The organism is Bradyrhizobium sp. B039, from assembly GCF_038965675.1.
Lineage (GTDB): Bacteria > Pseudomonadota > Alphaproteobacteria > Rhizobiales > Xanthobacteraceae > Bradyrhizobium > Bradyrhizobium diazoefficiens.
This window is the reverse complement of sequence record NZ_CP152416.1, coordinates 7,172,058-7,194,807: the sequence shown is the minus strand read 5'-3', so window position 1 is coordinate 7,194,807 and position 22,750 is coordinate 7,172,058. Positions and strand designations below refer to the sequence as shown.

The 22,750-nt window shown below is 64.1% G+C and carries 23 protein-coding genes; 14 read left to right on the top strand and 9 right to left on the bottom strand.

What is annotated here, in order from left to right:
• Positions 1–16 precede the first annotated feature (16 nt).
• Genes AAFG50_RS34165 through AAFG50_RS34155 form a run of 3 tightly spaced genes read right to left on the bottom strand, consistent with a single transcriptional unit; the run spans position 17 to position 3,102 of the window.
• Positions 17–982 (bottom strand): tripartite tricarboxylate transporter substrate binding protein, encoded by a 966-nt coding sequence (locus AAFG50_RS34165; protein ID WP_011085039.1) that lies wholly within the window; start codon positions 980–982, stop codon positions 17–19.
• Between the two features lie 11 nt (positions 983–993).
• Positions 994–1,887: an MBL fold metallo-hydrolase gene (locus AAFG50_RS34160; protein ID WP_342714028.1), complete on the bottom strand. Its 894-nt coding sequence runs from the start codon at positions 1,885–1,887 to the stop codon at positions 994–996.
• Between the two features lie 3 nt (positions 1,888–1,890).
• Entirely contained in the window at positions 1,891–3,102 is a 1,212-nt protein-coding gene (locus AAFG50_RS34155; protein WP_011085041.1) for an ABC transporter substrate-binding protein, read from the bottom strand.
• A gap of 167 nt (positions 3,103–3,269) precedes the next feature.
• On the opposite strand from AAFG50_RS34155, the gene AAFG50_RS34150 reads away from it, so the two are divergent.
• From AAFG50_RS34150 to AAFG50_RS34125, 6 genes are all read left to right on the top strand, one after another.
• The gene (locus AAFG50_RS34150; RefSeq protein ID WP_028175204.1) at positions 3,270–3,965 is read left to right on the top strand and encodes a TetR/AcrR family transcriptional regulator; all 696 of its coding nucleotides are present in this window, start codon (positions 3,270–3,272) and stop codon (positions 3,963–3,965) included.
• Positions 3,943–4,503 (top strand): carboxymuconolactone decarboxylase family protein, encoded by a 561-nt coding sequence (locus AAFG50_RS34145; protein WP_028175205.1) that lies wholly within the window; start codon positions 3,943–3,945, stop codon positions 4,501–4,503. Before AAFG50_RS34150 ends, AAFG50_RS34145 begins: the two co-directional genes overlap by 23 nt.
• 1 nt (position 4,504) lies before the next feature.
• Entirely contained in the window at positions 4,505–5,350 is an 846-nt protein-coding gene (locus AAFG50_RS34140; RefSeq protein ID WP_028175206.1) for an SDR family oxidoreductase, read from the top strand.
• A 305-nt stretch (positions 5,351–5,655) separates the two neighbouring features.
• Entirely contained in the window at positions 5,656–6,495 is an 840-nt protein-coding gene (locus AAFG50_RS34135; protein ID WP_028175207.1) for a shikimate dehydrogenase, read from the top strand.
• A 21-nt stretch (positions 6,496–6,516) separates the two neighbouring features.
• Positions 6,517–7,365 (top strand): amidohydrolase family protein, encoded by an 849-nt coding sequence (locus AAFG50_RS34130; RefSeq protein ID WP_028175208.1) that lies wholly within the window; start codon positions 6,517–6,519, stop codon positions 7,363–7,365.
• A 29-nt stretch (positions 7,366–7,394) separates the two neighbouring features.
• Positions 7,395–8,549 (top strand): ABC transporter substrate-binding protein, encoded by a 1,155-nt coding sequence (locus tag AAFG50_RS34125; protein ID WP_028175209.1) that lies wholly within the window; start codon positions 7,395–7,397, stop codon positions 8,547–8,549.
• Positions 8,550–8,580: 31 nt separating this feature from the next.
• Here AAFG50_RS34125 and AAFG50_RS34120 read toward each other — a convergent pair whose 3' ends face one another.
• The gene (locus AAFG50_RS34120) at positions 8,581–9,105 is read right to left on the bottom strand and encodes a MarR family winged helix-turn-helix transcriptional regulator (RefSeq protein ID WP_231166570.1); all 525 of its coding nucleotides are present in this window, start codon (positions 9,103–9,105) and stop codon (positions 8,581–8,583) included.
• Positions 9,106–9,205: 100 nt separating this feature from the next.
• Between AAFG50_RS34120 and AAFG50_RS34115 the strand changes: the two genes are divergently transcribed.
• Positions 9,206–9,691, top strand: coding sequence for an alpha/beta fold hydrolase (locus AAFG50_RS34115; RefSeq protein WP_231166569.1), 486 nt, complete (start codon positions 9,206–9,208; stop codon positions 9,689–9,691).
• 135 nt (positions 9,692–9,826) lie between these two features.
• On the opposite strand, the gene AAFG50_RS34110 is transcribed toward AAFG50_RS34115, so the two are convergent.
• A complete protein-coding gene (locus AAFG50_RS34110) occupies positions 9,827–10,306 on the bottom strand; it encodes a MarR family transcriptional regulator (protein ID WP_028175212.1) in 480 nt (159 codons plus the stop codon).
• A 509-nt stretch (positions 10,307–10,815) separates the two neighbouring features.
• On the opposite strand from AAFG50_RS34110, the gene AAFG50_RS34105 reads away from it, so the two are divergent.
• Complete coding sequence (locus AAFG50_RS34105; RefSeq protein WP_028175213.1) at positions 10,816–12,399, top strand: porin; 1,584 nt, start codon at positions 10,816–10,818, stop codon at positions 12,397–12,399.
• Positions 12,400–13,506: 1,107 nt separating this feature from the next.
• On the opposite strand, the gene AAFG50_RS34100 is transcribed toward AAFG50_RS34105, so the two are convergent.
• The 4 genes from AAFG50_RS34100 to AAFG50_RS34085 form a co-directional block, all read right to left on the bottom strand.
• Positions 13,507–14,154 carry a MarR family transcriptional regulator gene (locus AAFG50_RS34100; protein WP_028175214.1) on the bottom strand — a complete coding sequence of 216 codons (648 nt, stop codon included), beginning with the start codon at positions 14,152–14,154 and terminating at the stop codon, positions 13,507–13,509.
• Between the two features lie 842 nt (positions 14,155–14,996).
• Positions 14,997–16,322, bottom strand: coding sequence for a flagellar protein export ATPase FliI (fliI, locus tag AAFG50_RS34095; protein ID WP_011089623.1), 1,326 nt, complete (start codon positions 16,320–16,322; stop codon positions 14,997–14,999).
• 36 nt (positions 16,323–16,358) lie between these two features.
• Entirely contained in the window at positions 16,359–17,087 is a 729-nt protein-coding gene (gene flgF, locus AAFG50_RS34090) for a flagellar basal-body rod protein FlgF (protein WP_011089622.1), read from the bottom strand.
• 3 nt (positions 17,088–17,090) lie between these two features.
• Complete coding sequence (locus tag AAFG50_RS34085; RefSeq protein WP_028175215.1) at positions 17,091–17,879, bottom strand: DUF1217 domain-containing protein; 789 nt, start codon at positions 17,877–17,879, stop codon at positions 17,091–17,093.
• A 142-nt stretch (positions 17,880–18,021) separates the two neighbouring features.
• On the opposite strand from AAFG50_RS34085, the gene motA reads away from it, so the two are divergent.
• The 6 genes from motA (at position 18,022) to flhB (ending at position 22,750) form a co-directional block, all read left to right on the top strand.
• Positions 18,022–18,918: a flagellar motor stator protein MotA gene (motA, locus tag AAFG50_RS34080; RefSeq protein ID WP_028175216.1), complete on the top strand. Its 897-nt coding sequence runs from the start codon at positions 18,022–18,024 to the stop codon at positions 18,916–18,918.
• Entirely contained in the window at positions 18,915–19,856 is a 942-nt protein-coding gene (locus AAFG50_RS34075) for a FliM/FliN family flagellar motor switch protein (protein ID WP_011089619.1), read from the top strand. The genes motA and AAFG50_RS34075 overlap by 4 nt, the downstream gene beginning before the upstream one ends.
• Positions 19,837–20,151, top strand: a complete 315-nt coding sequence (locus AAFG50_RS34070; protein ID WP_011089618.1) for a hypothetical protein — start codon at positions 19,837–19,839, stop codon at positions 20,149–20,151. The genes AAFG50_RS34075 and AAFG50_RS34070 overlap by 20 nt, the downstream gene beginning before the upstream one ends.
• A gap of 76 nt (positions 20,152–20,227) precedes the next feature.
• Complete coding sequence (fliN, locus tag AAFG50_RS34065) at positions 20,228–20,608, top strand: flagellar motor switch protein FliN (RefSeq protein ID WP_028175217.1); 381 nt, start codon at positions 20,228–20,230, stop codon at positions 20,606–20,608.
• A gap of 2 nt (positions 20,609–20,610) precedes the next feature.
• Positions 20,611–21,651, top strand: coding sequence for a flagellar motor switch protein FliG (locus tag AAFG50_RS34060; RefSeq protein WP_011089616.1), 1,041 nt, complete (start codon positions 20,611–20,613; stop codon positions 21,649–21,651).
• A 13-nt stretch (positions 21,652–21,664) separates the two neighbouring features.
• Positions 21,665–22,750: a flagellar biosynthesis protein FlhB gene (flhB, locus tag AAFG50_RS34055; RefSeq protein ID WP_011089615.1), complete on the top strand. Its 1,086-nt coding sequence runs from the start codon at positions 21,665–21,667 to the stop codon at positions 22,748–22,750.

Genomic DNA, 22,750 nt, shown 5'->3' with positions numbered 1-22,750 from the left:
CCTCTTCTTGGCCGATTCACTTGACCTCGATGCCCGCGTCCTTGGCAACCTGCTTCCAGGCCGCGATGTCGCGGGCGTTGATGTCGCGCTGCTCCTCGCCGGGGACGAATTGCGGCGTGATGCCGAGCGCCAGCAGCTTCTCCTTCACCTCGGCATCGCCGAGCGCGTCCTTCAGGGCCGCCGAGAGCTTCTTGGCGACCGGCTCGGCAAGGCCCGCCGGCGCATACATCGCCCAGGACAGGCTGCGGTCGAACGCCACGCCCTGTTCCTTGTAGCTCGCGACGTCGGGCAGGCTCGGCGAGCGCTCGCCGCAGGCGGCCAGCGCCTTGATCGAGCCGTCCTTCACCAGCGGCGTCGCGGTCGCCATGTCGAGTGTCGCAAGCGAGATGTGGCCGCCGAGCAGGTCGCCGGCGAGTTTCGCGATGCCGTTGAAGGGCACGTGATCCATCTTGATGCCGCGCTGCTGCATCAAGATCTCCGCGCAGAATTGCCCGGTCGAGCCGACGCCCCAGCTGCCATACTGGATCGGCTCGCCCTTCTTGGCGAGCGCAATCAGGCCCTTGATGTCATTGGCGGAAAAGTCCTTGGTCGCCACCAGCATGATCGAGGAGGTGCCGACGCGGCCGATCGTCGTGAAATCCTTGATCGGATCGTAAGCCAGCTTTGGATAGATCGCGGGCGCCAGCACATGCGTGGTCATGCCGCCGACGGTGATGGTGTAGCCGTCGTTCGGCGACGCCGCGACCATTTGCGTGCCGAGCGTACCGGCCGCACCCGTGTGGTTCTCGATATAGATGCTCTGCCCGAGCGTCTTGCCCATCCTGTCCGCGAGCAACCGGCCGACCACATCGCCGCCGCCGCCAGCCGCGTAAGGAAGCAGCATCCTGATCTTGTGGGTGGGGTAGGCGGCGGGATCCTCGGCCCGGACGGGCAACGCCGCCGACAGCAATGCGAGAAACGAAAGCGTGACGGTGCGCAGCATGATGGCTTCCCCTAATCCTCGAAACGAAATCTGTAAGTGTCGCCATGCCGGATCACGCGTCCGGCGGTCGGCGCGGGAAAATGGCCGGTGAGCAGATAGCTCGGCGTATCCGCGAGCTCTTCCAGCAGCGCCATCCGCGTCGCGACCGCCGCGGCTGGATCGACATCGGCGGCATTGGACAGCCACGGTGCGGCGCACTGGATCGGGTGATGGATGACGTCGCCCGACATGACGGCGTGATCGTGGCCGCCGTTGAGGTGGATCTGCATGTTGCCGGCGGTGTGGCCCGGCGCCGGCGCGAAGCGCAAGGCCGCGTCGCGATCCTCGAACAGGCGATGGTCTGTCTCGACGAATTCGGCGAGGCCGGCCGCGACCACCGGCAGCACGGAGTCTTCGAATGAGCCGTGGTTCACCGGGCTCTTCGGCGCCGCATTGTGCGCGGCCTCGAAATGCCGGTACTCCTCGCGTCCCATCAAATAGCGCGCGTTGGGGAAGGTCGGCACCCAGCGGCCGTCGAGGAGCCGCGTGTTCCAGCCGACGTGATCGACATGCAGATGCGTGCACATCACGAAGTCGACCTCTTCAGGCGCAACGCCAAGCACCCGCATGTTTTCGAGATAAGGCTGGTTGAGGTCGTTCCAGACCGGGACCCGCGGCCGTTTCTTGTGATTGCCGCAGCAGGTATCGACGATGGCGGTCCAGCGCGGCGCGCGCACGAGATAGGAGTGATGGCTGAGGATGAAACGGCCGGTCGCCGGCTCGATATAGCGGTGATCGAGCCAGCTCCGGTTCTCCGCGATGACGGCGTCGGTGACGTTGGCGAACAGCCAGCTCTTGTCGAAGGCAAGCGAAGCGATCTCGCTGACGAGATCGACCCGCATGCCGCCGACCGTGACCTGCCGCATCGCTCAGTTCTTCAGGAGTTCGCCGAACGGCACCCAGCGCGTGCCGTCGAAGCGGATCAGCTGGAGGCTCGTCATCGGCGTATAGCGCTCCGGCGAGTTGTTCACCGTGGTGCCGTTAATCAGCATCGGCAGCTTGACGTCCTTGAGCGTCGTCGCCTGCTTCATCACATTGGCGCGGGTGAGGTCGTTGCCGGATGCCTTCAGCACGGTGACCAGCGTCTGCGCGATGGTATAGCCATAGACGTTGAGCCAATCGCTCTTGTTGGCTTCAGGCAGGTACTTGTCCATAAAGGCGAGCCACTCCTTGTAGCCGGCATCGTCCTTCAGCGCGGGGTCGGTCGCATCCTTCAGGTACTGGCTGGAGATGATTCCGGTGGAATTGTCCCTGCCGGCCGGCTCCAGCACGCCGCTGATCGAGGCCGAGACGTTGGAGATGATGGTCACGGGCTTCCACCCGATCTCGCCGATCTTGCGGATCGCCTGCGCCGCAAACTTCGGTGTCGCCGCAACCAGCACCACATCGGCGCCAGCAGTCTTCAGTTGCAGGATCTGCGTGTCCACGGTCGGCGCCGTGGTCTCGTAAGCGGCGCGCGCCACGATCGCCTCACCACCGCCGAGCCCTTCCTCCAGCGCCTTCAGATAGTCCTTGCCGAGATCGTCGTTCTGGTAGAGCACGCCGATCTTCGCATTGGCATGGCTTGCCTTGATGTACTTGGCATAGGCGATCGCCTCGTCGCGATAGGTCGGCTGCCAGCCCACGGTCCACGGAAAGTTCTTCGGGTCATCCCACTTCGCGGCGCCCGAGCCCAGGAAGAGCTGCGGTACCTTGCGGTCGTTGAGGTATTTGTGCACGGCGCTGTTGGTCGGTGTGCCGACGCCGCCGAAGATCAAGAGCACTTCCTCGCTCTCGACCAGCCGCCGCGTCTGCTCCACCGTCTTCGGCGGGCTGTAGGCGTCATCGGCGATGATCATCTGGATGCGCCGCCCGTTGACGCCGCCGTCATCGTTCACCTTGCGGAAATAGGCCTCGGCGGATTTCGCGATCTGCGCGAAAGCCGAGACCGGGCCGCTCAGCGGCGCGGTGGTGCCGATCTTGATGGTCTTGTCGTCGGCGCCGGGATCGTATTTTGCGCTTTGCGCCTGGGCGATGCTTGCCGCGAGCATGGGCAACAGGATGCAGGCCGCGGCCAGGCGAAGGCGGGCAAAGCGCGCCATGAGGTCGTCTCCCCAGATTTGCTCTCCGCCTCTCAAGGGAGCGGAGTTGAAACGCGAGAACAGGGCCCGCAACCGGATTTGCGGGCCGCGACCGTAGCCGCCAGACTGGCAAACGAACGATCGTTCGTACGGTTGACTAGCGAACGATCGTTCGTTAGTCAAGTCGCATGGCTGTCCACACCTCCAGCGCGGCGGCAGCGGCTGCGCCCACCACCCGCGAGCGCATCCTCTCTGAAGCGCTCAACCTGTTCGCGCAGAGCGGCTATGGCGGCGCCTCGATGCGCGAGCTCGCGCGCCGTGTCGGCATTCGCGAGAGCAGCCTCTACAATCATTTCGCCGGCAAGGCCGCGATCCTGGAAGCGATCGTTGCCGAACACGGCCCTGCCAGCTCGGCGAGCCGGCTGGAGGAGCCGCGCTACAAGCAGCTTGCGCGCCAGCCCGCCGCGTTCTGCCGGCAGTTTGCCTTGGACCTCGTCGAGCAATGGTCCGATCCGCGCGAGCATCAGTTCCAGAAGGTGATCACCGCCGAGCGAAATCGCGTCCCCGGCATCCGTGCCAAGTTCGCCGACCATTTTTACACGCGCGAGCAGAGCCTGATGACGGATTACTTCCGCGGCTTTGCGCTCGCGGGCCTCGTCTCGACGCCGGATCCGCGCGAGACCGCGCGGCTGTTCGCGGCGGGCCTCATCTATATCCGCCTCGAACATTACGTGATGGGCGCGACGCCGTCGTCGCGGCCGAAGGTGATCGAGGCGATCGACCGCTACCTCGCCTTCTTCCTGTCGCTGATCGCGGCAGGCAATGACGACAACAAGAAACGAAAACCCAAGGGAGAAACGCGTGGCAAGGCTGCCCCTGATTGATCCGGAGACGACGAGCGGCGACATCCGCGCCTCGTTCGACCGCATGCCGGTCAAGCTCAACATCTTTCGCATGATGGCTCATGCCGAGGCCAACATGATCCCGGCGATGCGGCTCGGCAATTCGATCCTGCACAAGCAGAAGCTCAGCGCCGTCAACCGCGAGCTCTTGATCCTCCAGGTCGCCCAGCTCGAAGGCGGCGCCTATGAGTGGCGCCAGCATGTTCCGATCGCGCTCGGTGTCGGCTGTACGCAAGCGCAGATCGATGCGGTCGAGCGCAGTGACTACGATGCAGCCGGCTTAAGCGAGGCTGAGCGCGCGCTGCTCAAATTCGGCCGCGAGGTCGTCGAGAACGTCCGCGTTCCCGAGGCGACCTTTGCCGCCATGCGCCGCCACTTCAGCGACCAGGAGGTCGTGGAATCCATCGTCGCGCTCGGTTTCTACATGATGATGGCGCGCGTCACCGAGGCAACGGAAACCGATCTCGATCCCGCGGCGGGCATGAAGGTCTATGACGGCGGTAAGAAGCAGGGCGGCTGAGATGACGGAAACCGAGACCAAGCCGGAGCGCTACGTCCGCCCGCCGAGCGCGGAATCGCTGGGCGAAGCGCCGGGCAGGGGGCGCCTGAGCGGCCGCCGCATCCTGATCGTCGGCGGCGGCCAGCGCGTGTTCGATGCCTTAACCGATCCGATCGGAAACGGCCGCGCCATGAGCATCCTTTGCGCGCGCGAGGGTGCGAAGGTCGCGGTCGCCGATCTCAACCGCACCTCGGCCGAACAGACGGTGAAGCGCATCACCGCCGAAGGCGGCGAGGCATTCGCCATCGCGGCGGACGTCACGTCCGAGCCCGACGTCGTCCGCATGATCGACGAAGCGCACCGCGCGATGGGTGGGCTCGACGGCATGGTGCTCAACATCGGCACCTTCGGCAAGGTCGGTCTCGATGCCGTCAGCCCCGAGGAGTGGAACAGGATCTACGACGTCAACGTCCGCGGTCCGATGCTGTGCTGCCGCGCCGCCATGCCGAGATTCGACGATGGCGGCGCCATCGTCTTCATTTCCTCGATCGCCGCGCTGAAAGCCGGCTCGCAGATGGCGGTGTACGATTCCTCCAAGGCCGCGCTCGGCGGCCTCATGCGCAACATCGCCCATCTCGGCGCGCGCCGCGGCATCCGCGCCAACCTCATCTATCCTGGCCTCGTCGACACTCCCAACGGCCGCGAAGCCGGCGCCGGCCGCCCATCGCGCGGCAAGGGCCATGTCCCCTTCGGCCGCCAGGCGACCGCGTGGGAGATCGCCTATGCGGTGCTGTTCTTCCTGTCGGACGAAAGCGTCTATGTCACCGCGCAGACGCTCGCGGTGGATAGCGGGTTGAGCGGGATGTGATCGGACCGGTCACTGCGTGGCGAGGCTACGACCGCGACGAGTGCCTGGAAGCACGATGCCCCTTCAGCGTCGCCCCGGCGAAAGCCAGGACCCATAACCACCGTCGGATGTGGTTACGGGAACTCGCAGTTGCCCCTTCGCACCACAACCTCTCCCTGGGCTAATAGGTCCTGGCTTTCGCCAGGACGGCGGCGCTTCCCCAGATTCAGATTGCACGCGCTAGCCATTCCCTCTAATTACTTTGTACAACTGACCAAATAAGATGGTCGCGCGCCGAATGGCGCGATCGAGGATGGAAGCGCAGCATGTCGCAGGACGGATTTGGACTGGCGGGTATCATGGGCATGCCGGTTGCGCATTCGCGCTCGCCCGTCATTCATAATTATTGGCTGAAGGCGCACGGCATCCGCGGCAGCTATGTCCCGCTGGCGGTGAAGCCGGAGCGGCTGGAGGATGCGCTTGACGGGCTGATTGCGCTCGGGTTCCGCGGCTGCAATGTCACCATGCCGCACAAGCAGACGGCGATGCCGATGCTCGACCGCGTCCACGAAACGGCAAAACGCATCGGCGCCGTCAACACCATCGTCGTCGAGGCGGACGGCACGCTCTCGGGCTTCAACAATGACGGCAACGGTTTTGTGCAGAGCCTGCGCGACGCCAAGGCTGACTGGCGCGGCGATGCCGGGCCGATCCTGCTGCTCGGGGCAGGCGGCGCCTCGCGCGCCGTGGTGGTGGCGCTGCTCGAAAATGGCGCGCGCGAGATCCGCATCGCCAACCGCACCGCGGAGAAGGCGCAGGCGCTCGCAAAGGATTTCGGTTCCGCCATCAGCACCGTCGCGTGGGACGACCGCGGCGCCGCGCTCGGCGATGTCGCGCTGCTCGTCAATTGCACCGATCGCGGCATGGTCGGCAAGGCCGCGCTGGAGATCGACCTGTCGCGCCTGCGGCCGGAAACGCTCACCGCCGATCTCATCTACACGCCGCTGGAAACGCCGTTCCTCGCCGAAGCCCGCGCGCGCGGCTGCGTCACGGTCAACGGGCTGGGCCTGCTGCTGAACCAGGCTAGGCTCGCCTTCAAGGCTTGGTTCGGTGTCATGCCCGACGTGACGCCCGAGCTGATCAAGGCCATCGAAGCGACGTTCTGAACCGCCGGGGAGCTTTGCGCCATGACGCTGCCGGTGTCCCCCAGGATCGACTGCCACATCCACGCCATCGATCCCGCCCGCTTTCCCTATTCCGCCGATACGCCGTACCGGCCGAGCGGGCAGGAGATCGCGCCCGCGGCGCAGCTCATCCGCGTGTTCGACGCGTTCGATATCAGGCACGCGCTCGTGGTGGCCACCAACACCGGCTACGGCAGCGACAGCCGCATCCTGCTCGATACGTTGCAGCAGGGCGGCGGCCGCTTTCGCGGTGTCGCCGTCGTCGAGAACGACGTCGACATCAGCGAGCTCGAACGGCTGAAGGCGGCCGGCGTGATCGGCGTCGCCTTCAACGTGCCGTTCCACGGTGCCGCTTACTACCAAGAGACCGCACCACTGCTGGAGAAGCTGACCAGCCTCGGCCTGTTTCTCCAGATCCAGGTCGAGCAGGACCAGTTGCTCGACCTGTTACCGCTGATCGACAAATCAAATGTGCGTCTGGTGTTCGATCATTGCGGCCGGCCCTCCGTTGGGCAGGGATTGCAGGGCAAGGCCTTCCAGGCGCTGCTCGCGATCGGCCGCGAGCGCGACGCACACGTCAAGCTCTCCGGCTATTACAAGTTCTCGCAGCAGCCGCATCCGTATCAAGACGCCTGGCCGTTCATCACGGCGCTGGTCGAGGCCTTCACGCTCGACCGTTGCGTCTGGGGCTCGGACTATCCGTTCCTGCGCGCCCCAGAGCGGCTCGATTACGGTCCGCTGCTCGCGGTGCTGACACAACTGTTTCCCGACCCCGGCGATCAGCATCGCCTGTTGTGGCGAACGCCGGCACGGCTGCTCGGCTTCGACGGCGGGACGGATCAAGCGAGATAACAACAGAGCAAAATGGGAGGGAGGACGTCATGAGGCATTTTGCAGGGCCGGTTAGCATCGCGGTTGCGGCATCGCTGTGGGCGAGCGCGGCCTGCGCGCAGAGCACGGTCTACATCCCCGACGTCATCGAGCTGTCCGGCCCCGGCGCCGTCTCCGGCACCAACTGGCGCGACGGCGTCGCGCTCGCGGTCGACGAGATCAACAATGCCGGCGGCATTCTGGGCCGGAAAATCCAGACCGAGCATCTCGACACCCAGAGCAATCCCGGCATCTCGCGCGCGCAGGTGCAGAAGGTTTTGGACAAGGACCCTTACGTCGTGCTCGGGCCGATCTATTCAGGCTCGGTCAAGGTCAACATGGCGCTGACGCAGGCAGCCGAGATTCCGCAGATCGTCGGCGCCGAGGCCGCCGACATCACCACGCAAGGTAACCCCTGGATATTCCGCACGGCCTTCGGTCAGCAATTCTCGATGCCGAAGATCGCCAACTATCTGCACGACAAGCTCAAGGTGAAGACGGTCGCGCTGGTCTGGGTCAACAATGATTTCGGCAAGGGCGGCCACGACAACTTTCTGAAGGAGATGAAGGCGCGCAATATCGAGATCGCGGCCGATATCTCCACCGAGCAGGGCCAGGTCGATTTCGGCTCCGACGTCATCAAGCTGAAGAGCGCCAAGGCTGACGCGATTTTCGTCTATACCAATGAAGAGGAGTGCGCCCGCTTCCTGATCGAGGCGAAGCGGCAGGGCTTGTCGACGCCATTGTTCGGCGAGACCACGCTGCTGAGCCAGAAGGTGGTCGAGCTCGCCGGCCCCGCCGCCAACGGCGTGCGCGGCCATGTCGGCCTTTCCGCCGACGCTCCGATTCCCGCCATCGAGGACTTCACGAAGAAATTCAGCGAGCGCTACAAGTACCGGCCCGACCACAACGGCATCAAGGGCTACACCGCGGTCTATCTGGTCAAATACGTCACCGAAAAGATCGGCAAGTTCGACAGCAAGGCTTTTGGCGCCGCGATGAAAGGCCTGACCCTGAGGCCCGACAAGGCGCCGGGCATGCTGATGGAAGCGAGCTGGGACCAGAACGGCGACATCGACCGCGCCAGCTTCCTCGCCGAGATCATCGACGGCAAGCAGAAGATCATCGAGACATTGCCGAAGCTGAAGGCGGGCAAGGGCGAGTGAGGAACGCCTCGCCCGCGCGATCGCTCCGCCCTCAGAGTTCGTCGAGCGCAGCCCAATGCGGGACGTGCGCGGCGAGCTTGTCGAGCAGGCGCTCGAATTCATTGCGCTCGGCCCGCGTGAGGCACGCGAGCATGGCACGCTCCCGCTCGCGCAGGGCCGGGATGTATTGTGCGTAGAGCGCCCGCCCGGCCGCCGTCATGAACAATTGCTGGCGGCGGCTGTCCGTCTTGTCGGCGGCACGCCGTATCAGCTTCTTCTTCTCGAGCGCGATGATTCCGCGGCTGATGTTGGCCTTGAGATGGCCGGAGAATTCGCAGATCTCGCTCGCGGTCACGCCCTCTCGGAAATTCAGGAAGATCAGGGTGACGATCTCCGGTCGCGTCAGGCCGAATTCCATCTCGATCCGCCGGAATGACGGCTCGCGATAGAAGTTCAGCACGTAGCCCATCCTGTAGGCGATCTGGAGTTCGGTGCCGCCTATCACCGCCGCGAGCGGTTTTCGCTCGGGTGAATGGCTCCCGGTGGTGCCGTTCGTCGATTTTCGAGATGGTCTCATATGAGACTTTCTGGTTGCTTTTCGATCCGGCTTGATCTTAACATCGCTGCGAGGCCCGCAAGAACGGCCGTCGACGATAGTTGTGGAGGATCGCAGGAGCATGCCGCTGGCCGGGCAGAGGGTGATGGACCTGTCGTGCGACGGCGAGGTCCGGTGCTTCCATGCGGGAACGCCGGAGCATCCAGTCTATGTCGACCAGGTGCGATCGTCCCACGTGGCCTTGCGCAAAATGCCTGTTGTCATGGTCCATGGCGCCGGTCACACCGGGACCTGCTATCTCGCCACGCCGGATCGGAGACCGGGTTGGGCGCCGCGCTTTGCTGCGGCTGGCCGGGACGTGTTCGTGCCGGACTGGCCCGGTCACGGCCGTTCGCCGTCAGGTCCGGACTTTTCGCGGCTTGGAACGCGGGATGTGGCGACGTCGCTGCTGGAGGCCGGAGCCGACTGCTCGGTCGTCGTGCCGAACCGCATCCCGTATCCTCTGGGCGAGGTCGAGAATTTCATCACGGTGGACGACTTCATTTTTGAATGGCTCGACGCCAAGCTTGGAGCTGCCCGTCGCCTCGATCCCGTCACCTATCTTTAGCCCGTGATCCGCATGACTGAGCCGCGGTCTTCTCGCGACGAACGCGGCGCAGTCATCCGGAGACAACGACCCGAAGCGCGCCGAGGATTCTTTCCCATGCCGTCGCGCCTTGGCTGCGTCGTGAAGAACCGCGTATCATGACACGTCGATAGCCAGTAGCCGTGCAGCGAGCCGGGCATTCTTGGCAATGGTCGCGAGCGCGGCATTCAAATCGGCGAGGGTCTTCTCGTCGAGCTCGTTGAACATGGTCGAATTCAGGGCGAGCTTCCGCTTGGACAGTTTTTCGATGTCCGTCGTCGCCTTTTCCGTCAGCGACATCAGAACGAAGCGGGCGTCGTCGGCCGCTGGCCGTCGCGACAGGAACCCGTGCTTCTCGAGGCTCTTGGTCTGGTTGGTCACGAAGGCGGGGTGGACGCGCAGCTTGTTCGCGACGTCGATTCCGGCGACGCCTCGTCCCTCGTCCAGCTCGGTGATGGCCATCAGGATCAGCCATTGCGGCTCGGTGATGCCCAGCAGTCCGGCCCAGCTGCTGTGGATGTCCTCGAGCTGAGAGTGGATTTCAACGACGTTCCAGATGAAGTCTGTAATCGCCCGGTCGAGCTTCTTCTCGATCATATGGCTTCCCCCTTGGTCATTTTTCTTTTTGTCTTTGATCAGCCTTTTAGCGGGATATTGGGAAACCGTCTCGCATATCGTGCGCGGAACTCTTCATTGGGGAAATCGTGTCGGCACTTAATGCTTGCAGAAAACAATTGATTAAGTTATGTCGTACTCACTCAGAATTTGCTGCTCTTGACCGCTGTCAACGACCAGCGATGTGAGACCTCCAAGAAAGCCCTCGGGATGCCCCCTGAGGGCTTTTTCTTTTATTTCAGCTACTTGTGTCGCGTCTTTCGCCTCCTGTTGCTCGCAGGCAACATCCCCTTTCCAACTTGCGATTCACTAAATCAATGAATTGAGACGATTGTTTTTATAAACTATACGTGAAGCACGACGGAGGGGGGGCACCTCGCTGTCGTTTCAGTCCGGACCTTCAGTGCGGATCTGAATTGAACGGAAATTGATGTGGGTAACGCGGCCTCCAGCGAGGAGCCGAGCCCCCGAACCGACCTGGAGGTTTACTAATGAAGTTGACGAAGACGCTCTTTCTCGGCTCGGCTGCCGGCCTGATGGCTGTCTCCGGTGCGTTCGCAGCCGATCTTCCCGTGAAGGCCAAAGCGGTCGAATACGTGAAGGTCTGCTCGCTGTACGGCGCCGGATTCTACTACATCCCGGGCACCGACACCTGCATCAAGCTCGGCGGCTATCTGCGTGCCGACGCCGTGCTCGGCTCCAACTCGGACTTCAATCCGAACCAGAGCGGTACTGCCGGTGCTCGCAACCGTCTGATGAACTACTACACCTTCCGTGCTCGTGAAGACCTGAACATCGACACCCGCACCGCGACCGAGTACGGCGTGGTCCGCACCTTCTTCGACGGCGTGTTCACCTGGACGACCGGCAACTATACGCCCACCGGTTCGGCAACGGGTGGAACCCAGTACAGCGGTACGCTCGGTCTCAACGCTGCGGGCACCGGCCTCGTCGGCTCGAACGGCTCCGGCTCGGTGAACGGCACCGACGGCAACACCTCGGCCGGTGCGCTCGGCGTGTACTACGCCTTCATCCAGTTCGCTGGCTTCACGATGGGTAAGGCCGTGTCGCAGTTCGACGCGCCCTGGACCAACTATCCCGGCAACATCACCGACAACCTCGTCGGCGGCAGCGGCACCGTGACCGGCGTCACCCAGTTCACGTACACGGCCGACTTCGGCCAGGGGATCACTGCGTCGTTCTCGGCTGAAGATGCGACCCAGTACTATCAGGCCGGCAACCTCAACATGACCGGCGCGACCGCGGCTGGCATGATCGGCGGTTCGTACGGCACCAACGCCATCGGCGGCTCGCGTTCGCCGAACCTCGTCGGTCAGGTGCGTGTCGACCAGGCCTGGGGCCTCTTCCAGGCGTCGGTGGCTGCGCATGACAACCACGTTGGCTATTACGGTGCGAACGAGACCACCGGCCACCCCGACGACAAGTGGGGTTGGGCGGTTCAGCTCGCTCTCTCGATCAAGAACATCCCGACCGGCGCGGGTGACACGATCAACATCCAGGCCGTCTACACCGACGGTGCGACCCGCTACAACTTCCAGAATCTGTCGGGCAGCTCCTACGCGCTGTACGGTAATTCGGGCGTTGCTGGCGCCTACGGCAGCATCGGCTTCGCCAACGCTCCCGACACGGTGTTCGTGACCGGCAGCTCGCAGGAAACCGTCAAGACCTGGGGCTTCCGTGGCGCTTACACCCACAACTGGGATGCGGCCTGGAACACCGCGATCTACGGTGCCTACGCTCAGGCCCAGTTCGGTACGCTGGCCAAGACCACCCTCTGCGGCGCCGGCGGTGCTGGCGGCGTGTTCGGTGGCCTGGCGGGTGTGACCAGCTGTAACCCCGACTTCGCGATCGGCCAGCTGGGTCTCGTCACCCGCTGGACCCCGGTCAAGAACCTGACGTTCTCGGCCGACCTCTCCTGGACCCATCTCGACCAGAAGTACTCCGGTACGGTTGGCGTCACCCCGAACGTCGTGACCGCCAAGCCGGCCGCGACCTACGAGCTGAAGGATCAGGACTCGATCGCCATGATCCTCCGCGCTCAGCGCAACTGGTAAGATCTATCGAACCAAACGAACGAACACCCGGCGGGAAACCGCCGGGTGTTTTTTTGCGCCTGGATTGCATCCGCCTTCGCTAGAGCTTCGGCGGACAAGTCGCTGCGCTCGCAATGACGGTGTGGAGACAGCCTCGTTTGCCCGACGGGCAAAACACCCGCGAAGCTGTCAATCCGCATCGACAAAAATATTCCACTTTACCGAAATTCGGATTTGGCGTATTTGTCGCCCATCCCGGCTTGACCTTGAGGGGCGATCTTGTGTCGTCACGTTTCGCGAGCCGGGTTGCGGTGGACGCGGCAGCGTCGGCACGACATGGTGCGGGCAGGGCGGGTAGTCCCTGTGAGCCCGAAACCGCGTGCGGATGAGCGGCGCTGAAAGCTCGTCTCGCCAACATTTTTTCCCGCGACGTCGACGGCGCGGGAGAGCCCTGTGGCGGTCGGCGAATGCGCGTACGGCAAAACCGTGTGGTCCTGGCCGTCGTTGCTACGGTCAAGCCTTTTGCGGAGGTGCACGCGAGCCCGACCGGGCGGACGGCATCGTCAATTCGCGGGGTGAGGGAGGCCAGAAGGAACTCGGCTCCCGGGAGATCACGGCATAAGCCGTCAGACCACTGCGCAGGGAAGGCCGAGTGTTTTGGCTGCACCTGTATGCCGCTGTGCATCTTTTCATGCGCTACACGCGCACAGCGGACCGCGGGTGCCAGCCGGCACCCGGCCTTCCCTGCGCCCTCTTGGCTGAAAGAGGGTGGAGCGATGAAGCAAAGCTCGGGCGAAATGCGCCGCGGGGACGTGAAGGCGTGTCTGCGAGTCGAGAAGCGAGCCAGAAGATGACGACGATTCGTCTTGCTCCGTCCTTGCGAGCGCAGCGGCTTGTCCGCCGAAGCCTTAGCGAAGGCGGAAGCAATCCAGAGTCTTTCCGCGGAGGGATTCTGGATTGCTTCGCTGCGCTCGCACTGACCATGTGGAAACTACGGGCGCTTATCTCTCGCCGTTGTGCGGGGATGACGGAGCTGATACTGCCGTCATTGCGAGCGCCGCGAAATCTTACACAAGCTTTGGCCGCGCCATCGGTGCGGAAGTTGCGCTCAGGCTGCGGGCCTTCGCCTCATCCCTGGCTCGCCACGCGCGCACGGTCGAGATGCGCCTCGATCTTCGGGCGGTCGCGGGTGCGCTCGAAGCTGGTGCAGAGCAGTTCGGTTTCCTCGAGCGAGACGGGGGCGCGATACAGCCGGCACATGAATTCGGCGGTTGCGCGTCCCTTCGCGGCGGCCGGGCCGATGCCAGGGCTGCGTTCGGCGAGAAACATGCAGTCCCGGCAGATGCTGGCATCGAGCCGCTGGTGAGCTGCGTCGAGGTGATTGAGGATCTCCCGCAGCGAGTTGCGCAGCCTGATGCACTCCTCAGTTCCGAGCGCCGTGACCGCATTCACCACGTGGTTGATCGGGTCGTGCTGGCTCAGGCACTTCTCGCCCTGCGCGGTGACGTGGAGCACCACGGAACGCTTGTCCTCGTGCGAGGGCTTTCGCACCAGGAAGGACCTGCTCTCGAGCGTCTTCACGATCTGCGATGCAGTCGCCCTGGTGGAGCCGATGAAGCCGGCGAGCGCGGACGGTGTGCGCGAAAACCTGTTGGCGCGGCCGAGAAAGCGCAGCGCCATCCATTCCCGATCGCGCAATCCATGCTGATTGCCTTCGAAATACCAAGCCCTCGCCGCCTGGACCAGCAGCTCGACGGCTTCTCGTGCCAATGGCATGGATTTACCTCGTCCCCGGAACTTCGTCTGCGGCGTCCCGAAGCCGCCTGGCGCCCTGGTTCGCGAATACTTCGAAAGAGGTCAGACCTCCGGAGATGCCCGATGAGTACGTCATGCCCGATTCCTGCTCGAAGGCACGGACCGCAACGCGCCCGAGCTGAACCAGCGTGCGTCGCGTCGTCCGGAGCGAGAGGCCGCGTCGCCGATGACATGCCAATTGCGTCGTCGTCGCACGGGAGCCCGAGTTGCCGTCACGAACGGACGATGGACGGGAATTGTTCAACCGAAGCCCCTGAGTTCAAGTCACAAGCAGACGTTTCTTGATATTCCACCGAAACGATGAATGAGCTTCTCAACAAAATCAAGTAGAGACGCTCTCGGAGACTGGATGTCGTTGCAGGCGAATGTAACGTTCAAGACAATCTCGCTCTTAGGGACACATGGTAGTGAACGCAATACGTTGTCCTACGGGCAGCATGCCCGCAAGTATACGACGGTTTAATTGCAGGGCACGTCGTTGTCCGACGTTGATGCAAGTTGATGGAAGCTTGTGCATGACAAAAGCTGATGCGCGTTGATGAGTCATCCACAACTTGTGCAATGCGTCCGGAGAATCGCCGAGAGAACTTGTAGGGATTACACGCGGCGGTTGTTCCGCTCGCGGAGCCGTCTCCGCTTCCGTCGCGGCCGCCCGATGAGTCATCCGAACGGTTGATGCGCTCACGACGGGTCGCGGTGGCGGTGACGGGAGGCATGCGCCGGCCGCGTGATTGGATGCGCGACCGACTGTAGAAACAATGAGAAGGGCGAGATCGCGGGCGCGTCGTGCGCCGTCTCACCTGCTACTCGCCCTTGAGCATGTCCCTCAGTTCGCGGAACGGATCTGCGCTCGGCTGAGCCGATGCGTCTTGCCGCATTGCGCTGTAGATTCTCGGAACCAGGTCGATCGCCTGGTCGAGGCCCGAATCACGTCCCGACTGGTATCCGCCCATCAGGCGAAGATCGCGCGTGTCCTCGTATTTGGCGATCATGGTGCGCAGCTTGCTCACCAATTCGCGCTCTTCGGGGTCCCAGACGTTATGGGCGAGGCGGGAGACCGAGGCCAGAACGTCCACGGCCGGATAGCGCGCCTGGTCGGCGATGTGCCTGGAGAGCACGATGTGCCCGTCGAGCGTGCTGCGAATGGTGTCGGCGATCGGCTCGTTGTGATCGTCGCCGTCGACCAGCACGGAGAAAATTCCGGTGATCGTTCCGGATCCCTCCTCGCCGGGGCCGGCGCGCTCCAGAAGGCGCGGCAGGTCCGTGAAGACCGTCGGCGCGTAGCCGCGCGCGACCGCGGGCTCGCCGGCGGCGAGCGCGACCTCGCGGGCGGCGTGGGCGAAACGGGTGATCGAATCGACCACAAGCAGAACCGATTCGCCCCGATCGCGGAAATATTCGGCTACCGCCATGGCCGTCTTCGGCGCCAGCCGCCGCATCATCGGGCTCTCGTCGCCCGTCGATACGATGGTGACCGCACGATTGCGATTGGCGCCCAGCACGTCCTCGATGAATTCGCGCACTTCGCGGCCGCGCTCGCCGACGAGCGCCAGCACGACGGTGTCGAAGCCCTGGCTGCGGGCAAGCATCGCGAGCAACGTCGATTTGCCGACGCCGGAGCCGGCAAAGATGCCGACGCGCTGGCCGGCGCAGATCGGGGCGAACAGGTCGATGACGCGCACGCCGGTGCGCAGCGGCTTGTGGACGCGCGCGCGCTTCATGGCCGAGGGCGCCTCGGCCTCCGCCGAGACGGCGCGCGATCCCGGCGTCAGCGGACCTTGTCCGTCCAGCGGGGCGCCGAGCGCGTTGATGACGCGGCCCTTCCAGCTCGGATCGGGCGCGAAAGACAATGGCGGCATGCGGTAGGCGACGGAACCGAGGCCGCCGGCAAATTGCCGGTCGAACGGCTTGGCGATGATGCCCTCGCTGTCGATCCGCACCACCTCGCCGATCTGGGGCTTGCCGCCGGAGTTGACGCCGATGAGTTCACCAAGCCTGACGAAGCGCGACAGGCCGGAGACACGGAAATGCGTCGGCGCGATCTCGGAGATCGCGCCGCTGACGCTTGCCAGGGGAGTGCTCTGCTGAAGCTCCAGCAGCGCCCACTCGAGTTGCCGAAGAGCGTTCAAAGAAACCGTCCACCCTCATTGCGCACGGGGCGCACTCTACTTGCCGGGCTCGCCCAGCGTCCGGATTGCGTTCTGGAGCGAGCTCTCGGTGCCCTCGATCATCGAATTGGTGCCGTCGAAGGCGCGCGAGGCCGCCATCAGCTTCGTCAATTCCATCATCGGATTGGCGCCGGAGCCCTCGACATAGCCTTGCTTGAAGCCGTCGCGGGAGAAATCGGCGATGGCGGTCGCAGGCCGGTCGGGCGTCACGCCCGAATTGCCGTAGCGCTCGAGATTGGCATCAGTGGGAATGTTGAACAGGCCGATGGTGCCGATCTCGTTGTTGTCCTGGGTGATCGCGCCGCTGCGTGCGATCGAGACCGGCCCGCCGTTCGGGTCGAGCGTGATCTGCGCGCCGCCGGCATCGATGACGGGGAAGCCGGCCACCGTCTGAAGGTCGCCGTTGGCGGCGATCTGGAGCCGGCCGTCACGCGTATAGACCGTGCCGTTCGGGCCGGCGAAGGCGAGCCAGCCCTGACCGACCACGGCGACGTCGAGCGGATTGCCGCTCTCGGTGATGTTGCCGGTCTCGCGCGAAATGATGTTGTCGCCGGGCGAGGAGAACGCGACCGGGTTCGCGCCGGCCTTGGACAGCACGGTCTCGAACTTCACCACGTCGGTGCGGAACGCCGCCGTGTTGACGTTGGCGACGTTGTTGGCGATCGTCTGGAGGCGCTTTTCGAGGGCGACCTGCGCCGACAATCCCACATAGAGAGCCGATTGCATGACTTACTTCCCGAACCGGATGGATTGAAGCTTCGTGAGCATGTCGGTATCCAGGCTGGCCGACGTCGCCGCGCCGCCGATCAGGACCAGCGCGGGGTTGGTCGAGTTGTCGCTCTGGGCCTGGGTCGCGTCCCACATCGCCGCGAAGCGCTGCACGAACTTGGTGACCTTGGTCGGGTCCTGGAAATCGGTGAGGTCGATCTTGTCCGTGATCATCTTGGCCTGGGCATCGATGTCGGACGAGCTGATCGTCGACGACCAGCCCATGGCGGTCTGGACGACCTGGGTCAGCGCCTTGTCGGCGAGGATCTGGTAGGCGTTCGTGATCGTGGACGCCTTGCGGGTGAAATAGAGCGCCAGCCGCAGGCCCTCGTTCTGGTCGCCGGCCTTCTGCTCCATCGTCTGCGTGACGTACTGGGTGGCCGTGCCGGTCGTGGCTGCGGTGGTCTGGGTCGCCTTGTCGCCGAGGGCGGCGAAATTGAAGGCGGTGGCGAATTCCCGGTAACGGGCGTCGGTGAGCTTGTTGGCGAAGGCGTCCTTGTTCGAGACCCCCTCGGTCAGCACCTTGCGCATGAACGCCTTGGCGTAGGTCATGTCGCTGAGGCCATAGGCCTTCATGGCATAGGTGTAGAGGCGGTAGTCCTTCAGGAAGTCGTCGATCGTCTTCACGTTGCCGATATGGCTGAGGAAGTAATCGGTCTCGCGGCTGACATCCGGCTGGGTCGCGACCTGCGTCATCGACTTGCCCAGGTCCTTGGTCAATCTGGTGTAGTCCGCGATCGTGGATAGCATGACCCGCGCCCCTCTGGTCGCCATTGCGACATCGTCCCAAGCTGCCGTGAATTGCTTGCGCGGGGCTGGCGAGCGGGAAGCCAGCTTCGCGCAAGCGTCGCCGACTAGATATTCCCGGTGGGATCGGCGATGGAGTGGCGCGTTGCTCAGTTTCGTGGGGATTTTCATCACGGTGGCGGCGCTGCTTGGCGGATTTGCCGCCATGGGCGGGCATCTGGCCGTGCTGATGCAGCCGTGGGAGTTCGTGATCATCATGGGCACCGCGGTCGGCACCTTCATCGTGGCCAACCCGTGGAAGACGGTCGTGGATACCGGGGTAGCCTGCATGCAGGCCATCACCGGCGCGGTGCCGGGCCAGCGCTACTATCTCGACCTGCTCGGGGCGCTGCATGCCCTGATGCGCGAGCTGCGGGGCAAGGGCCGCAACGAGGTCGAGGCGCATATCGACGACCCTGCGTCCTCCGAGATCTTCAAGGCGTTCCCGAGCGTGCTCGGTGACCCGTCGCTGCTCCAGTTCATCTGCGACTATGTCCGTCTCATCATCATGGGCAATGCGCGCACGCACGAGATCGAAGCGCTGATGGACGAGGAGATCCACACAATCGTGAAGGGCAAGCTGGCGCCCTACCATTCGCTGGTGACGGTCTCCGAGGCGTTGCCGGCGCTCGGCATCGTCGCCGCGGTGCTCGGCGTCATCAAGGCGATGGGCGCGCTCGACCAGTCGCCGAAGTTGCTGGGCGGCTTCATCGGCGCCGCCCTGGTCGGCACCTTCGCCGGCATCTTTCTGTCCTACGGCATCATTTCGCCCTTCGCGATCAAGATTAAGATGACGCGCGAGAAGAAGTGCCGGCCCTACATCATCGTCAAGCAGACGCTGCTGGCATTCATGAACGGCGCCATGCCGCAGATCGCGGTCGAGCACGGCCGCAAGATGATCTCGAGCAGCGAGCGTCCGTCGATCGATGTCGTCGAGAACGAGACGATCGCGGGTCCGAAGGCTGTCGTGGCTGACGCTGAACCGAAGGCGGCACGCGCATGACGATGGAAGACGTCGAGGTCGATCAGCGGAAGCAGTTGCCGAACTACCTGCTGGACGCGGCCGGCATATCGATCGAACGCATGCCGATGCTCAATGTGATCTTCGATCGCATGGCGGCATCCTGCACCGACAGCCTCCAGCCGATGGCGGGAACGCCCTGCTATTTCTCGGTCAACGGCATCACCAATGATCGGGTCGGCGACATCATCAAGGACTACGAGGCCAACGCGGTCGCCGCCGTGCTCTATGCCGAGCAGTGGGACTCCCGCATCATCATCATGCTCGACCGCGATTTCGTGTTCACGATGGTCGAGGCGATGTTCGGTTCCGATGGTGCCGAACCGCCGCTCGACGTCGAGCGCTCGTTCTCGAACATCGAGATCCGCCTGGTCCAGGCGCTGTTCGAGCGCTTCGCCAAGGCGCTGCAATCCGCCTTCGCCGGCACGTCCAACGTCACCTTCCGTGTCGAGCGGGTCGAGACCGCGATGGCCTCGCTGGCGATCGGGCGGAGCGGCAACATGTCGATCTGCGCGAACATCATGCTGCAGGCGCTCTACCGCGGCGGCCAGATGTTCCTCATCATTCCGCACTCCGCGCTCAACCCGCTGCGCCAGAAGCTCGCCCATGTCGTCGTCAGCGACGGCCGTGCGTCCGATCCGCGCTGGCGCGAGCAGATGGAGAGCGAGGTCCACCGCACCGAAGTGACGTTGAGCGCGGTGCTCGATGAGAAGATGGTGACCCTCGGCGACGTCGTGAAGTTCCAGGTCGGGCAGGTGCTCGAGCTCGAAGCCACGCCGCGCACGCTGGCCCGTCTCGAAAGCAACAACCAGGTGCTGTTCTGGTGTCAGATCGGCCAGCTCGATGGCTATTACGCCATGCAGGTGGCAGATCCCGTGGATCAGAAACGGGAGTTCGTCGATGATATCCTATCTCGTTGATGCGGTGCTGCTGATTGCGCTTGCCTTCACCAGCATGCGGGTGACGCGGATGCACCGCGAGCTGGCGCGGCTGCGCAGTTACCAGGGCGAATTCTCGACCATCGTCCACGAGACGGCGGGCGCCTTCGACACGGTCATCACCGCGGCGCATGATTCGACCGCAAATCTCGGACGGCTCGCCAACGTGCTGAGCACGAAGATCGACCAGGCCCACGAGGCGATCGCGGCGCTCGACGCCAGGAGCGGGCTCGCGTCCGCAGCGACCGGGAGCGGCGCCGACGTGAACAAGCACTGAAGCCGGGGCCGGCGAACCAGATACGACCGGAACGCCGTGGCGCTCCGGGAGCGGAAATACCAAGAGGCGATACCAAATGGCGCAATCCTTCGACTATGAGTCTGCATCTGCATCTGCATCGGAAGAGACCGAGACGTCTCCGCTGGAGCGGCTGGCCGAGATCGCCGCGCGCACGGCGGAGGAGAGTGGCAAGTTCGCCAATGTCGATGCCATCCTGCGCATTCCCGTCACCATGCAGGTGGTGCTGGGTTCGGCTACCATCCCGGTGGCGAACCTGATGAAGCTCGGGCGCGGCGCGGTGGTTCCGCTCGACCACCGGGTCGGTGAGCCCGTCGACGTCGTCGTCAACGGCCGTATCGTCGCCCGCGGCGAAGTGGTCGTCGTCGAAGAGGACAATTCCCGCTTCGGTGTCTCGCTCACGGAGATCGTTGGACCGCTGGGGCAGGGTGATACCTGACCATGGCGGCACAGGTCGGCATCGCTCCCATCAAGCAGCGAGGCGTTGCCACGCTGGGCGGAACGGAGAAGGTCGCGGCACTCCTGCTGGCCATGGGCCGGCAGGCGGCCGCGAGCGTGCTCGCGCAGTTCGAGCCGCAGGATATCCGCATCGTGACCAAGGCCGCGGCCGAGCTGCGGCCGATCACCGCGCAGGAGCTGGAGGGGATCGTCGAGGAGTTCGCCCAGCAGTTCTCGATGGGTGCCAACATTCTCGGCACGCTCGGCGGCCTCGAGGCCGTGCTTGGCGACGTGCTACCGGCCGACCAGGTCTCGGCGATCATGACGGACCTGCTCGGCAATTCGAGCCGGTCGGTGTGGGATCGTGTCTCGTCGGTGTCGGAAAATTCGCTGGCCACCTACCTGTCCAAGGAGCATCCGCAGACCGCGGCCCTCATCCTGTCCAAGGTCAAGCCGGCCTGTGCCGCCAAGGTGATGAGCCAGTTGCCGTCCAGCCTGCGCAACGAATTGATGCGGCGCGTGCTCAGCCTCAAGCCGATCGCCGACGACGCGATGAAGGTTCTCGAGAAGACGCTGCACGAGGACCTGACGCTGAACTTCGCCCGCAACCTCGGCGCGGACACCTATGCCCGCGTCGCCGACATCATCAACAAGATGGAGCGCGGCCACATCGAGGACATGCTGAAGAGCCTGTCGGAGAAGCGGCCGAAATCGGCCGAAGTGCTGAAGGAGCTGCTGTTCACCTTCGACGACGTGATCCACCTGACGCCGAAGGCGCGCACCATGATCTTCGATCAGGTGCCGACCGATCGCATCGTCATCGCGCTGAAGGGGACCGACAAGAACTTCCGCGAGCTGATCCTGTCGTCGGTCGCATCGCGCGTCCGCCGCGTCGTCGAGCACGAGCTCGCGATCGGCGAACCGTCGAACCAGCGCGACGTGCTGGAGGCCCGGCGCGTGATCACCGATCTCGCGCTCGACCTCGCGGAGAAGGGCGAAATCGAGCTCAACCCCGAGCAGGAGGATGAGCTGGTCTTCCGCTGACCGCTGAACGGGCATGGCAGAAACAACCGATCAGGAGAGCAAGACAGAAGAGCCGACCGAGAAGAAAGTCCGCGATTCGCTCGAACAGGGCAAAATTCCGGTCTCTCGGGAGGCTTCCATCTTCGCGTCGATGGCGGCGCTGATGGTCATCCAGATGTTCCTGATCGGCCAGGGCGTGCAGCAATTGACGCCGACCCTGAAGAGCCTCCTCGACGATCCCGAGGGCTTCCCCCTCGCCACCGGGGCGGACGCGCAGAACCTCCTCACCGTGGTGGGACTCGAGGCGCTGCGATTCCTGGTGCCGCTGCTGGTCGTTTTGCTCGTGTTCGGGCTGGCATCGTCGCTGCTGCAAAACGCGCCCAACCTGGTGCTTCAACGCATCATGCCGGACCTTTCGCGAATCTCCCCGGTGAGCGGCTGGAACCGGCTGTTCGGAACGCAGGGCCTCGTCGAGTTCGCCAAGTCGCTGTTCAAGCTCGCCTCGGTGACCGTCGTCGTCGCCTTCGTGCTGCGCTCGTCCGAAGCGAAGGCGTTCGAGGCGATGTACACCGACCCCGTCGCGCTGCCGGAGATGATCCTCAACATCGCGATGCGGATCGTCTCGGCGATCTGTATCGCGACCATCGTCCTGGTCGCGATCGACCTCGCCTGGGCGCGCTTCCACTGGCGGCGCGAGCTGCGCATGACCCGGCAGGAGATCAAGGACGAGCACAAGCAGGCCGAAGGCGACCCGCTGGTCAAGGCGCGCCTGCGCTCGCTGGCGCGCGACCGCTCGCGACAGCGGATGATCGCCTCCGCATCGCGCGCGACGCTGGTGATCGCGAACCCGACGCACTTTGCGATCGCACTGCGCTACAACCGCGAGGAAAACCCGGCGCCGCTCGTGGTGGCCAAGGGCATGGACGTGATCGCGCTGAAGATCCGCGAAGTCGCGGAGAAGAATAGAATCCCCGTGATCGAGAACAAAGTTCTGGCGCGCGCGCTCTACGAGGCCGTTCAGGTCGATCAGGTGATTCCGGCCGAATTCTTCCGGCCCGTCGCCGAGATCATCTACTTCCTGCAGTCGAAGCAGACGACCCGGCCCGAGAAGGTCCAGTAG

What these genes read in the sequence shown, in the direction of transcription:
- AAFG50_RS34115 (WP_231166569.1), top strand. Translation starts at nt 9,206, where the DNA reads ATGCCGCTGGCCGGGCAGAGGGTGATGGACCTGTCGTGCGACGGCGAG.
- AAFG50_RS34165 (WP_011085039.1), bottom strand. Translation starts at nt 982, where the DNA reads ATGCTGCGCACCGTCACGCTTTCGTTTCTCGCATTGCTGTCGGCGGCG.
- AAFG50_RS34070 (WP_011089618.1), top strand. Translation starts at nt 19,837, where the DNA reads ATGATATCCTATCTCGTTGATGCGGTGCTGCTGATTGCGCTTGCCTTC.
- fliN (WP_028175217.1), top strand. Translation starts at nt 20,228, where the DNA reads ATGGCGCAATCCTTCGACTATGAGTCTGCATCTGCATCTGCATCGGAA.
- AAFG50_RS34060 (WP_011089616.1), top strand. Translation starts at nt 20,611, where the DNA reads ATGGCGGCACAGGTCGGCATCGCTCCCATCAAGCAGCGAGGCGTTGCC.
- AAFG50_RS34120 (WP_231166570.1), bottom strand. Translation starts at nt 9,105, where the DNA reads ATGAGACCATCTCGAAAATCGACGAACGGCACCACCGGGAGCCATTCA.
- AAFG50_RS34140 (WP_028175206.1), top strand. Translation starts at nt 4,505, where the DNA reads ATGACGGAAACCGAGACCAAGCCGGAGCGCTACGTCCGCCCGCCGAGC.
- flhB (WP_011089615.1), top strand. Translation starts at nt 21,665, where the DNA reads ATGGCAGAAACAACCGATCAGGAGAGCAAGACAGAAGAGCCGACCGAG.
- AAFG50_RS34160 (WP_342714028.1), bottom strand. Translation starts at nt 1,887, where the DNA reads ATGCGGCAGGTCACGGTCGGCGGCATGCGGGTCGATCTCGTCAGCGAG.
- AAFG50_RS34125 (WP_028175209.1), top strand. Translation starts at nt 7,395, where the DNA reads ATGAGGCATTTTGCAGGGCCGGTTAGCATCGCGGTTGCGGCATCGCTG.
- flgF (WP_011089622.1), bottom strand. Translation starts at nt 17,087, where the DNA reads ATGCAATCGGCTCTCTATGTGGGATTGTCGGCGCAGGTCGCCCTCGAA.
- AAFG50_RS34110 (WP_028175212.1), bottom strand. Translation starts at nt 10,306, where the DNA reads ATGATCGAGAAGAAGCTCGACCGGGCGATTACAGACTTCATCTGGAAC.
- AAFG50_RS34155 (WP_011085041.1), bottom strand. Translation starts at nt 3,102, where the DNA reads ATGGCGCGCTTTGCCCGCCTTCGCCTGGCCGCGGCCTGCATCCTGTTG.
- AAFG50_RS34075 (WP_011089619.1), top strand. Translation starts at nt 18,915, where the DNA reads ATGACGATGGAAGACGTCGAGGTCGATCAGCGGAAGCAGTTGCCGAAC.
- AAFG50_RS34150 (WP_028175204.1), top strand. Translation starts at nt 3,270, where the DNA reads ATGGCTGTCCACACCTCCAGCGCGGCGGCAGCGGCTGCGCCCACCACC.
- AAFG50_RS34135 (WP_028175207.1), top strand. Translation starts at nt 5,656, where the DNA reads ATGTCGCAGGACGGATTTGGACTGGCGGGTATCATGGGCATGCCGGTT.
- AAFG50_RS34130 (WP_028175208.1), top strand. Translation starts at nt 6,517, where the DNA reads ATGACGCTGCCGGTGTCCCCCAGGATCGACTGCCACATCCACGCCATC.
- AAFG50_RS34100 (WP_028175214.1), bottom strand. Translation starts at nt 14,154, where the DNA reads ATGCCATTGGCACGAGAAGCCGTCGAGCTGCTGGTCCAGGCGGCGAGG.
- AAFG50_RS34085 (WP_028175215.1), bottom strand. Translation starts at nt 17,879, where the DNA reads ATGCTATCCACGATCGCGGACTACACCAGATTGACCAAGGACCTGGGC.
- AAFG50_RS34105 (WP_028175213.1), top strand. Translation starts at nt 10,816, where the DNA reads ATGAAGTTGACGAAGACGCTCTTTCTCGGCTCGGCTGCCGGCCTGATG.